The sequence below is a fragment of the Duganella sp. BJB1802 genome (assembly GCF_013369445.1).
Classification (GTDB): domain Bacteria; phylum Pseudomonadota; class Gammaproteobacteria; order Burkholderiales; family Burkholderiaceae_D; genus Rugamonas; species Rugamonas vulcania_A.
Genome location: NZ_JABWEF010000002.1, coordinates 455,884 through 467,688, shown reverse-complemented (window position 1 = coordinate 467,688; position 11,805 = coordinate 455,884). Strand labels below are relative to the sequence as shown.

Genomic DNA, 11,805 nt, shown 5'->3' with positions numbered 1-11,805 from the left:
CCGTCCGGCCGCCTCCGCTGTGCGTTGTCTCACCTAACGTTATACTGCGCGCTGTTTAAAACGACACGAGGGCAGGATGGGCAAGCAAGTGAAGGCATATCGCGCGTTGGCGCTGTGGTCGATGGGCGCGCTGGCGGCCGCGCAGGCGGCTGAGATGGAAGCGGGCACCGGGAAAATCGAGCGGGTCGAAGTGACCGCCACGCGCGCCGCCGGCGCGGTCGACGTGCAGCAGGTGCCGGCCGCCATCACCGTGCTCAAGCCCGAAGGCCTGGCCCGCTACGGACAGGGCAACCTGGCCGACATCGCCAACCTGGTGCCGGCCATGTCGGTGCAGCAGCAGGCGCCGGGCGTCAACAACATCACCATGCGCGGGCTGGTGGTGCGCGGCATCGTGCCGTCCGAGGTGCAGGACGCCTCGCTGGTGGCGGTCTACATCGACGACATGCCGGTCACGCTGAAGTCGTCCAACCCCGACCTGAAGGTGCTGGACCTGGAGCGCGTGGAAGTGCTGCAGGGCCCGCAGGGCACGCTGTTCGGCGCCGGCGCCATGGCCGGCGCGGTGCGCCAGATCACGCAGAAACCCGAGCTGGGCGAGCTGTTCGGCACCGTCGAGGCGGTCGGCTCGGACACCTCCGGCTACGGCGGCGTCAACCGCAACCTGCGCGGCATGGTCAACCTGCCGCTCAAGGCCGACGTGCTGGGCCTGCGCCTGACGGGCTACACCGGCAACGATTCCGGCTACATCCGCAACCAGGTCAACGGCAAGACCACCAACGACGTCTCCACCAACCAGGCGCGCGCCGCGCTGCGCCTGCGCGCCTCGCCCGACCTGACGGTCGACGCCAGCATCACCGCCTCCAACATCAAGGGCGGCGTCAACGACGCCTACGCCGGACTGGCGCCGTTCACCACCATCGCCCTGCTGCCGCAGACCAGCAACGACAACCTGCAGCTCTACAACCTGGGCGTCAGCTACGACATGGGCGGCGCGCAGCTGGTGTCGTCGACCTCCTACCTGCACCGGGACACGCTGTACGTGACCTCGGCCCAGTACCCGGCCACCGCCTTCATCTTCGGCGGCAAGAACCCGCTGATGCAGGCCGCCTACACCATCGGCAACGCGGTGCAGGACTTCGCGCAGGAATTCCGCCTCAACTCCAAGGGCGGCGGGCCGCTGAAGTGGACCGCCGGCGCCTTCCTCGAAAGCGGCAAGCGCGACACGCGCCAGGACGAGCCGACCACCGGCTTCGACAAGCGCTTCGCCGTCGCCCACAACTTCCCCGGCTATGACTCGCAGGCCAACGATCTGGCCTTCCAGCCCAACGATTTCTTCTCCGGCACGCAGAACACCAGGTCGCGCCAGGTGGCGTTGTTCGCCGAGGGCACCTACACCGTCTGGGACCAGCTGGACCTGACGGCCGGCCTGCGCCTGTTCAAGGGCACGCAGGACTTCGACCTGCGCTTCACCGGCCTGTTCGGCAACCTGGTTGGCGCCACGCCGTCGGCGCCGGTGGGCCAGCCGGAAGTGAGCAACAGCAGCGCCACCTCGCGCGGCGCCAACCCGCGCTTCGCCGCCGCGTGGCGCGTCGACCGCGAGCACATGCTGTACGCCTCGGCCGGCAAGGGCTTCCGCTACGGCGGCAACAACCAGCCGGTGCCGTTCAACTTCTGCGGCGTGAACGCGCCGGCCACCTTCGCGCCGGACAGCCTGTGGAACTACGAGGTCGGCTCGAAGAACACGCTGCTGGACCAGCGCATGACCCTCAACGCCAGCGCCTATGTGATCGAGTGGAAGGACGTCCAGGTGTTCAACAAGCTGCCGTGCACCTACTACTTCACGCAGAACGCCGGCAAGCTGCGCAGCGAAGGGCTGGAGCTGGAAACCGCCCTCAAGCTCACCCGCCACGCCACGCTCGGCCTGAGCGCCGCCTACAACCACGCCTACGCCACCCGCACCGTGGTCACCGGCATCGCCGCGCAGAACATTCCGGAGGGCAGCCGCGCGCCGTATGCGCCGCGCCTGTCGGCCACCGCCACCGCCAGCTACACCATCCCGGTGCGCGGCAACGACGAAGTGGGCATCGCCGCCAGCTACGCCTACCACAGCGACGCCTACACCAACTTCGCGGCGGCGCAGGGCAGCTACGCACAGATCCCGTCGTCCAACACGCTCAACGCCACCATCACGTACAAGACCGGCGCCTACGAGTTCGGCCTGTTCGGCACCAACCTGACCAACGGCGCCAAGGTCAGCGACGTCACGCCGAACACCATCGCCATCCAGCCGGGCGATACGCTGTTCATGGTGCGTCCGCGCACGGTGGGCCTGCGCGCCAAGGCGCGCTTCTGAGCGAGGAGGTAGCGTCTTGCATGCGTTGTGTTTTGGTAGAAATTTATGGTGGAAGTTGCCGCATTGTTATTTTGAGGTAACACCGTTCCGCTATACTGGTCCGTGGCCGCAAAGACGGCCGGCTTCTTCGTCACTACTATGGGAACAGTCACCATGACTATTACAAAGCGCTTGATCTTGACTCTGTCATTGGCGTTGCTTGCGCTGATTTTTGTCGGTATTACCGGCCTCACTCAACTGTCCACGGCGCAGCAGCGCCTTGAAATGGTGCAGAGCCGGCTGATCCCCAGCATCGCCGGCCTGAACATGGCAAAAGGCTATCTTGCCGATAGCCGCCTGGCCGGCTACCGCCTGTCGGTGTTTTCCAACCTGGCCGACAAGACCGCGCTGGACAAGGCCTACAGCGATGCCCACGCCAAGTTCGACGAGGTGATCGAGACCTACGCCAAGGAACACATCTTCGACGAGACCGATCGCAAGATGCTGGAGGCGGACAAGGCCAACATGGCCGCCTATCGCCAGGCGCTGATTCCCTTCCTGGCCGGCGCCCACGCCGGCGACATGGACGCGGTGCGCGCCACGCTGCTGGCCGGCACGCCGCTGGCGCTGTCGGCCGCCGCCGTCAAGAAGGGCTTCGACGACCACATCGCCTACAACAACAAGCTGATCGCCGACGTGCGCGAAGCCAGCGACGCCGCCTACAAGTTCGCCTTCCGCCTGCTGGTGAGCGTGGTGCTGCTTGGCCTGCTGGTGACCGGCGCGCTGGCGTGGCAGCTGTACGTCATCATCAAGGGCAGCCTGGCGTCGATCCGCGGCACGCTGGAGGACGTGAGCCAGTCGCTGGACCTGACGCACCAGATCAAGATCGAACGCATGGACGAAATCGGCCACACCGCCGTGGCCTTCAACAAGCTGCTGGAGCAGATCGCCGGTGTGATCGACACGGTGCGCGCATCGACCATCGCGGTCGGCAGCGCCTCGCAGGACATCGCCAGCGGCACCGGCGACCTGTCGCAGCGCACCTCGTCGCAGGCCGCCGCGCTGGAGCAGACCGCGGCCAGCATGGAGCAGCTCACCTCCACCGTCGGCCAGAACGCCGACAACGCCCGCCAGGCCAACCAGCTGGCGCGTTCGGCGTCGGACGTGGCGGCGCAGGGCGGCAGCGTGGTGGAGCAGGTGGTCGTGACCATGGGCTCGATCAACGAATCGTCGCGCAAGATCGTCGACATCATCTCGGTCATCGACGGCATCGCGTTCCAGACCAACATCCTGGCGTTGAACGCGGCGGTGGAAGCGGCGCGCGCCGGTGAGCAGGGCCGGGGCTTCGCGGTGGTGGCGACCGAGGTGCGCAACCTGGCGCAACGCTCAGCTGCGGCGGCCAAGGAGATCAAGGCGCTGATCGACGACTCGGTGGAGAAGGTCGGCTCCGGCACCAAGCTGGTGGAGCAGGCCGGCACGACGATGCACGAAGTGGTCGCCAGCATCAAGCAGGTGACCGACATCGTCGGCGAGATCAGCGCCGCCACGCAGGAGCAGAACGACGGCATCGCGCAGGTGCACCAGGCAGTGACGCAGATGGACCAGACCACGCAGCAGAACTCGGCGCTGGTGGAGCAGACCGCCGCCGCCGCGCAGACCCTGCGCGAGCAGGCCGACAAACTGGAACGGGTGGTCAGCGCGTTCAAGATCAACGCCTCGTATGCCGCGCAAGCCGCGCCTGCGGCCCGTCCGGCGCCGGTACGCGCAGCGGCGCCGGTGGTCGCGTCGCTGCCGAAGGCTGCCGCCGCCCGTCCCAAGCCGGTCGCCAAGCCGGCCGCGCCCGCGCCGAAAAAACTCAAGGCCAGCGCCGCCAGCGCCGACGAGTGGGAAGAGTTCTGACCGGCGGCGCCGTTCGAAAGCCGGGAGGTTGCCAGAGGTGGTCACAATTTGTGACCACCTGCCTGGAACATGAAGTCGGTCGGAAAACGCCGCATATTACGTTTGACGGCTTGGTTCAGAAGTTCTTGACCAGCGTCGCCCGCAGCGAGCGTGATTCGATGGGGTGGAAGTGGATGTCGTTGACCGGCGCCGCTTCGCCCTTCAGTTGCGAGGGGTAGTAGTAGTCGATGGCGGAATCGCGGCGGTTGGTCAGGTTGAAGGCTTCCAGCTCCAGCTTCAGGTCCTTGCGCAGCTTCCATCCGAGGCGGCCGTTCAGCGTCAGGCTTGGTTTGGAGCGCACGCTGTTGTCCTCGATGAGCGGACGCGGGCCGAAGTAACGCAGCTTCAGCGAGCCGGAATACGGGCCGCCATCGTCCACGGTCAGCGCCAGCTGGCCGGTGCCTTCGATGGCGCCGGGGATGTAATCGCCTTCCGGCGCGGCGTCGCGCGAACGGGCGCGCGCGTAGGCCAGGTCCAGGTCGACCGACAGCCATTTCAGCGGCTTGTAGTAGTTCGAAATCTCCACGCCATGACGGCGGCTCGGGCGTCCCGCCTCGGTGGTGCCGGCGTCCCCAGCGAAGGTCAGCTCCGAATCGAAATCCAGGCGGTACACCGACAACGATGTCTGCAAGCCTGGCAGCCAGTTGCCGCGCGCGCCCAGCTCCATGCCGCGTGAGCGCACCAACGGCGCCACCTGGTCGGCCGCCGCGCCGGTCCTGGGATCGATGCGTATCGTGGCGCCGCGCGCGTCGTTGCTGTGGAAGCCGTTGCCGATGTTGGCGTACAGTTCCGCCGCCCGCCATGGGCCGTAGATCAGGCTCAGGCTCGGGCTCACCAGATGGTCGCTGGCTTTGCCGGAGTTGGCCGCCAGGCTGCTGCGCACGTCGAAGCGGTAGCTGTCGATGCGCGCGCCGGCCACGGTGCGCAAGGCGCTGTTCCAGCGCGTGTTGTTCTCGACGTACAGCCCCACGCTCGATTCGACGATGTGATCCTGCCGCGTGACCGCCAGCGGCTTGCGCGCCTGCGTGGCCAGCAGGCCGTTAAAGATATTATCGTTTTGCAGCTGGATGCCGATGGTGGTGGCGCTGTTGCCGTTCTCCGTGTGCTGGTGCCAGCTGTGGCTTGCGTTGACGCCGCTGGTCACGCGCTTGTCCGGCTGCGCGAACTGGTCGCCATGCACCGGATCGTCCATGAAGTAGGTGAAGTTGGAATACAGGTCCAGCTGGTTGGCGATGAGGTAGGCGTTGACCCTGGACGCGCTGTCGTCGCCGGTGCGCCGCCATGCGCCGGAAAGGCTGTAGCGGTGCGACTTGCCGCCGTCGCTCGGATCGATGGCGTCGTTGCGGCTTATCTGCCCATTCTGCACGGCACGCAGCGGAATCTGGTCGGTCGCATTCCAGTCGGCGCGGTAGGCCATCAGGCTGACATTGAAGCCGTTGTTGGCATAGCCTTGGCTGTAGCGCAGCACCGCGTTCAGTTTCTGGTAGTCGTCGGGATGCGTGTAGGGACCGTCGTTGTGCAGCGCCTCGACCGCGTACAGCAGGCTGCCGTCGCCGGCATCCAGCGAGTCGGCCAGCAGCGCGCGCCCGTAGCCGTGCTGGCCGGCCGACGCGGAGGCCACGCCTTGCAGCAGGCGGTTGGCGTACACCACCGACGCCGTGCCGGCCGAGGCGAAGTCGCCTTCTTCGGCGGAGTAGGGGCCCTTCTTGTAATCGAGCCGCACCGCCAGTTCGGGGATCAGGAAATTGAGGTCGGTCCAGCCCTGGCCGTGCGCGTGGCTGCGCTGGTTGACGGGCATCTCGTCCACGGTGGTGCGCAGGTCGGTGCCGTGATCGAGGTTGAATCCACGCAGGTAGAACTGATTGGCCTTGCCTTCGCCGCTATGCTGGCTGACGATCAGGCCGGGCGTCGCTTCGAGGATTTCGCCGGGGCGGTAGACGGTGCGCGCCGCCAGCTCCTGCTGCGACACGCTGCCCGCGCTGGCCGCATCGGCCACGCCCAGCTGGTTGGCGCGCGAGCCGTCGACCAGCACCCGTTGCAGGATCTGGTCGTCGGCCTGCGCCGAGCCCAATGCGAACAGCAGCAAATATTTAACGGGTGGTTTGATCGACGCTGCCTTGATCGAAGATGAGAGTCTGGACGGGACCATCGGCCTGCAGGTTCACGGTGTTCTTTTGAGATGGCAGGAAGTCTACCAGCAAGGCGTTGTGGATGCGCGTCGCCGGCGCCAGCTTCTTGCCTTCGACCTCCTGGAAGATGACGATGCTGTCGGCATCCGCCTTCATGCCCACCCAGTGCAGCGGCAGGCGTTTGCCGTCCGGGCCTTCGAGGTAGAACTGCCGTTCCACGTAGCGGCGCAGCGGGGGCTCGCTGTCCGCTTGGCCCAGGTCGAAATTGCGGCCGTAGAGATTCGTCAGCAGCGTGGCGACATCGTGCGCCGTGTAGGTGTGCACGATCTCGGTGTTGCCGGTGCGGGCGTTGTAGCTGATGTCCGCTATGCCCATGTGAAAATTATGGGCGCCGGGGGACGCCGGCGCATGCCAGCACGGTCGCCAAGGCCAGGCGGCGCACGCCGCATCATTCGGCCGACGAGTCCTTGGACGACTTGTCGCCCTTGCCCTTGAGCGGCGTATTGTAGTCGCGCATCAGGTTGTTGCGGTCACGGTCGGTCTTGAACAGCTCCAGGCGCGACTGCGTCACCTTGCGCGGCCAGGCGTTGTTGCTGGTGTCGATGTCGGCGGTCTCCCAGAACGGATCCTGGGTCAGGCCCACCATCGGCTCGTCGGTGACGATCAACTTGGTGATCTTCTTCGGCGAGTAGCGCCATACTTCGGCCGGAATGCGCTCGATGTACTTCTTGCCGCTCTTGAGTTCAATCTCCAAAATCAGCGGCATCACCATGCCGCCCAGGTTGGAGAAGTCCACCAGGTACAGGTGCTTGCCCTGGTCCAGCAGCTTCTTCTCCCACGGCTCCAGCTTCTCGATCGCTTCGGCGTAGGTATTGCGGTCCTTGTTGGTGACGGTGAACTCGTCATGCTCGTTGTAGAAGTCCTTCAGCTCCGGATGCGCGTCCAGGCGCTTGGGCAGCGGCTTGTTGAGTTGTTCGGAAATCGAAATTGGCTGCGCGTCCTTCTGCGCCTTCTTCCATGCCTTTTCCTTTTCCGGATCCTTGGTGCTCACGCCGTATTCGCTGATGCCGTCGATGCTGATGTCCACCGCGTCGGTGGTGTAGAACCAGCCGCGCCAGAACCAGTCAAGGTCGGTGCCGGAAGCATCTTCCATGGTGCGGAAGAAGTCGGCCGGGGTGGGGCGCTTGAACTTCCAGCGGCGCGCGTATTCCCGGAACGCGTAGTCGAACAATTCGCGGCCCAGGATGGTCTCGCGCAGGATGTTCAAGCCGGTGGCCGGCTTGGCGTAGGCGTTGTTCCCGAACTGGAGCAGCGACTCCGAGTTGGTCATGATCGGCACCTGGTTCTGGCTGCGCATGTAGTCGACGATGTTGCGCGGCTCGCCACGGCGCGACGGGTAGTTGTCTTCCCACGCCTGCTCGGCCAGATACTGCACGAAGGTGTTCAGGCCTTCATCCATCCAGGTCCACTGGCGCTCGTCCGAGTTGATGATCATCGGGTAGTAGTTGTGGCCCACCTCGTGGATGATCACGCCGATCAGGCCATACTTGGTCTGCTGCGACCAGGTGAGGGCGCCGGTCTTCTTGTCCTTGTTCGGGCGCGGGCCGTTGAAGGAGATCATCGGATACTCCATGCCGCCCACCGGGCCGTTGACCGAGATCGCGGTCGGATACGGATAATCGAAGCTGTACTTGTTGTACTGGTCGATGGTGTGGATGATGGCCTGCGTGCTGTACTTGCCCCACAGCGGGTTGCCTTCCTTCGGATAGTAGGACATCGCCATCACGTTGGTGGAATCCTTCTTGAAGCCCTGCGCATCCCAGATGAACTTGCGGCTGGAGGCCCAGGCGAAGTCGCGCACGTTGGCGGCCTTGAAGTGCCAGGTCTTCGACGCGGTACTGACCGACTTCTCGGCCTTCTCGGCTTCCTCCTGCGTGACGATGACCACCGGCGCGGACGCGGTCTTCGCCTTGGCCAGGCGGTCGCGCTGCGCGGCGCTCAGCACGTCGCCGGGGTTTTGCAGTTCGCCAGTGGAGGCCACCACGTGGTCCGCCGGCACGGTCAGCTGCACGTCGTAGTCGCCGAATTCCAGCGTGAACTCGCCGGAGCCCAGGAACTGCTTGTGCTGCCAGCCCATCACGTCGTAATAGGCCGCCATGCGCGGATACCATTGGGCGATTTCGAACAGGTCGTTCTTGTCGTCCTCGAAGTGCTCGTAGCCCGAACGCCCGCCCAGCACCTGCTGCTCGTTGATGTTGTAGGACCAGTCGATATTGAAGACGAAGCTCTGGCCCGGCTTCAGCGGCGCCGGCAGGTCGATCCGCATCATGGTGCGGTTGATGGTGTACTTCAGCGGCTGGCCGCCGGCGCTCACGGTCTTGATGTTGTAGCCGCCGTCGAAGTCGCGGCCGGCCAGGATGCCGCGCATGCCTTCGAACTTGTAGCCGTCTTCCGGCGTGCGCGCCTTGGCCCATGCTTCGCGCGAGGGCTGCGTCAGCATCATGCGGGCGTCGGAGTTCTTCTTGTAGATGTTCTGGTCGAGCTGCACCCACAGGTAGCTCAGCGTATCGGGCGAGTTGTTGTGGTAGTTGATTTGCTCGCTGCCGGTGATGGCGCGCTTGGCCTCGTCGAGCGTGGCGCGGATCGTGTAGTCCGCGCGCTGCTGCCAGTAGGCGGCGCCGGGCGCGCCGGATGCGGTGCGGTAGGAATTGGCGGTGGGGAGTATCTCGTCCAGCTGGCGGAACTTGTCGTCGAATGGCTCCGCCGCGAATGCGGACGCCGTAAAGCAGAGAGCCATGAAGCCGATGGTTTTTCGCATAGTTTGTCTTCCCCGTGTTTGCCCGAATAAAGGGAGCTAGTGTATAGCAACTTTTCAAAGAATTACCGGGCGATACAAAAAAATACAAACTAAGTGGCGGTTTTCATTTTTGCTTATTTGCTTGTTTGATTTTGCCGCTGCTGCTCCAGGAAAGCGTGGTGGGCGTCGTCGGTGGCGCTCATCGCGGCCGATGGCACGTCCAGCCGCATCAGGCGGGAACCCTTGCCGCTGCTGGCGCGCGGCCATTCCGGCAGGCCCGCGCCATTGGGGTTGCCGGTCTTGATGAAGTTGGCGAAGTAGTCCTGCATCTGCGCCGACAGCGCGAAATCGCCGGCGGTCCACGCATACACTTTATTTGATGGCAGGTTACCCAGCGCGTATTCGATTTCGACCGAATGTCCGGCGCCGGTCTGGCCCGGACGCGGGCGCGCATAGTAGTAGCGGTAGACCGGCTGGCCGCTGGTGCGCGAGTGCGTGTCGATCCACTTCCAGGTGCCGTGGGCGATAAACAGGTCGCCGGCCAGGTCGTTCGCGGCCTGCAGCACGTCGCCGCTGTAGGCTTCCTGCGCGGCGGGGGCGCGGTCGCGGAACATGGTTTGCAGCGCCTTGCCGAAGTTCTCCGGCGTCGGCTCGGCTTCGCCCAGCACCTGCTTGTAGTAGCCCTCCTGCGAATTCCATCCGGCCAGCAGCGGCACCTTGGCCTGCTCGCCCGCCGTGTACATGTCGACCGGGCTGCGTGGCAGCACATAGCCGTCCTGGATGGCGGCGAACCATGGCGCGTCCGGCCGCTTCATCGTGTCCAGCAACTGCTGGGCGGGCATGGCGCGCAGCGCGGCCAGCGTCGGCGCGCCGATTTGTGCGGCGAAGGCGGCGCCTTTCTTTTCCGCGACCGCCAGCGGCTGCGGGGGCTCCAGGCCAAGCAGCGCGCCGCTCTCGCCGATGGCGCCGGCGATCAATCCCTTGGCCAATGGCGACAGCATCTGCGCGCTGACCGACCAGGAACCGGCCGATTCGCCGGCGATGGTGACGCGTGCGGGGTCGCCGCCGAAAGCCGCGATATTCCTCGCCACCCATTGCAGCGCCGCCGCCTGGTCCATCAGGCCGTAGTTGCCGGAGGCCTTGTGCGGCGATTCCGCCGTCAGTTCAGGGTGGGCCAGGAAGCCGAAGATGTTCAGGCGGTAGTTGACGGTCAGCGTGACGATGCCCTTGGCGGCCATGCTGGCGCCGTCGTAGCGCGGCTCGGAGCCGTCGCCGGCCGCGAAGCCGCCGCCGTAGAAGTAGACCAGCACCGGCAGCTTGTCCTTGGTCGACTTGGCCGGCGTCCACACGTTCAGGTACAGGCAGTCCTCGCTGACGCCGTCGGAGCGGAACACCATGTCGCCGAACAGCGGCAGCTGCATGGCGCGCGGCCCGAAGTGGTCGGCCTTGCGCACGCCGCGCCACTTCTGCGCCGGCTGCGGCGCCTTCCATCGTAGATTGCCGACCGGCGGCGCCGCGAACGGAATCCCTTTGTACGATGTGACGCCGGACGCCTCCAGCGTGCCCTCGACCACGCCGGTGGCGGTGGTGGCGCGCGGCGCGGCCGCGAAGGAGGGAGCGGCGATCACGCCGAAGGCAGCCAGCAGCAAACCGTATTTGTTCATGTCGTCATCCAGGATTTGAATATCGACGCCCACTATAGCTGGAAGCCTTTCCACCCGCGACAGTTATTTTCGCGGCGCCGGGCGCTGAAATGACTGCGGGCGCCGCAAGGCGCCCGCATGGCCGACACGGCGAGGCTGGAGGTCAGCCGCGGCGCGCGCGGCGGCGTGCCAGCCCGATCAGGCCCAGGCCGCCGAGCATCATGGCATAGGTTTCCGGCTCCGGCACGGCGGTGACGGTGCCGTTGACGGTGAACGGCAGTTCGGACGTCAAGCCGCTATTGTCGTCGATCAGGGTCGCAAACGGATCGCCGCCGCCGGCTTGAGCCGCGTTGCCTTCACGCGCGTCGGAGGTCGGCGGTTGCCATGGGCCGGAAGCGGCGGTGCCGGTCACGCCCCAGGTCAGCCAGTAGTGGCCTGAGCTCAGCGTGATGTCGGCGATATCCGCGTTGATCTGGTAGATGCCGCGCTGCTTGTTGTCCAGGGTGGTGTCGGTGACGCGATAGCCGGCCAGGCCGCCGTTGGTGACCGCGCTGGTGCCCGAGGCCACCACCTTGCCGGTGTTGACGTCGTCGCCGGAAACGATGCTCCAGGTGGCCGAGGTGAAGCTGAATTTGCCGGCGTTGGTCTGGTAGCCGTAGAAGCTCAGGCTGGAGACGTTCCAGCTTTTGCCGGCCGTGACATCGAAGTCGTCCGCGACGAAATTGCCGGCGGCGCTTTGGTTGCCGAAGCCCAGGGTCGAGGCGTCCGGCGCCAAAATGGACTTGCCGTCGCCATCGACCACCGGTCCATTGTTGAATAACACGCCGGCGTTGGCGACGCCGGCAACCAAAGCGAGTACTGCGAATGCGATTTTTTTCATCATTTCCCCATCTTTGTTGTGAGAAATGACAAGCTACCACTGTTTAACAATATTGCCAATATATTATTTTTAAATATCAATATGATATT

At 65.2% G+C, this 11,805-nt stretch carries 7 protein-coding genes; 2 read left to right on the top strand and 5 right to left on the bottom strand.

All coding sequences use genetic code 11. The features are described 5' to 3' along the window. The first annotated feature begins 76 nt into the window (after positions 1 to 76). Together HUX88_RS05220 and HUX88_RS05215 are read left to right on the top strand one after the other, a co-directional pair. The gene (locus HUX88_RS05220; RefSeq protein ID WP_117013755.1) at positions 77 to 2,350 is read left to right on the top strand and encodes a TonB-dependent receptor; all 2,274 of its coding nucleotides are present in this window, start codon (positions 77 to 79) and stop codon (positions 2,348 to 2,350) included. A gap of 153 nt (positions 2,351 to 2,503) precedes the next feature. Further along, positions 2,504 to 4,228 carry a methyl-accepting chemotaxis protein gene (locus HUX88_RS05215; protein WP_176361062.1) on the top strand — a complete coding sequence of 575 codons (1,725 nt, stop codon included), beginning with the start codon at positions 2,504 to 2,506 and terminating at the stop codon, positions 4,226 to 4,228. Between the two features lie 115 nt (positions 4,229 to 4,343). Here HUX88_RS05215 and HUX88_RS05210 read toward each other — a convergent pair whose 3' ends face one another. From HUX88_RS05210 to HUX88_RS05190, 5 genes are all read right to left on the bottom strand, one after another. Then, positions 4,344 to 6,416 (bottom strand): TonB-dependent receptor, encoded by a 2,073-nt coding sequence (locus tag HUX88_RS05210; protein WP_176361061.1) that lies wholly within the window; start codon positions 6,414 to 6,416, stop codon positions 4,344 to 4,346. Then, positions 6,358 to 6,771 carry a DUF6702 family protein gene (locus tag HUX88_RS05205; RefSeq protein WP_229219201.1) on the bottom strand — a complete coding sequence of 138 codons (414 nt, stop codon included), beginning with the start codon at positions 6,769 to 6,771 and terminating at the stop codon, positions 6,358 to 6,360. Before HUX88_RS05205 ends, HUX88_RS05210 begins: the two co-directional genes overlap by 59 nt. 73 nt (positions 6,772 to 6,844) lie before the next feature. After that, positions 6,845 to 9,214, bottom strand: coding sequence for a M1 family metallopeptidase (locus HUX88_RS05200; protein ID WP_176361060.1), 2,370 nt, complete (start codon positions 9,212 to 9,214; stop codon positions 6,845 to 6,847). Positions 9,215 to 9,327: 113 nt separating this feature from the next. Continuing rightward, the gene (locus tag HUX88_RS05195) at positions 9,328 to 10,857 is read right to left on the bottom strand and encodes a carboxylesterase/lipase family protein (RefSeq protein WP_176361059.1); all 1,530 of its coding nucleotides are present in this window, start codon (positions 10,855 to 10,857) and stop codon (positions 9,328 to 9,330) included. A gap of 142 nt (positions 10,858 to 10,999) precedes the next feature. After that, positions 11,000 to 11,716, bottom strand: a complete 717-nt coding sequence (locus HUX88_RS05190; protein WP_117013848.1) for a PEP-CTERM sorting domain-containing protein — start codon at positions 11,714 to 11,716, stop codon at positions 11,000 to 11,002. Between the last annotated feature and the right edge of the window lie 89 nt (positions 11,717 to 11,805).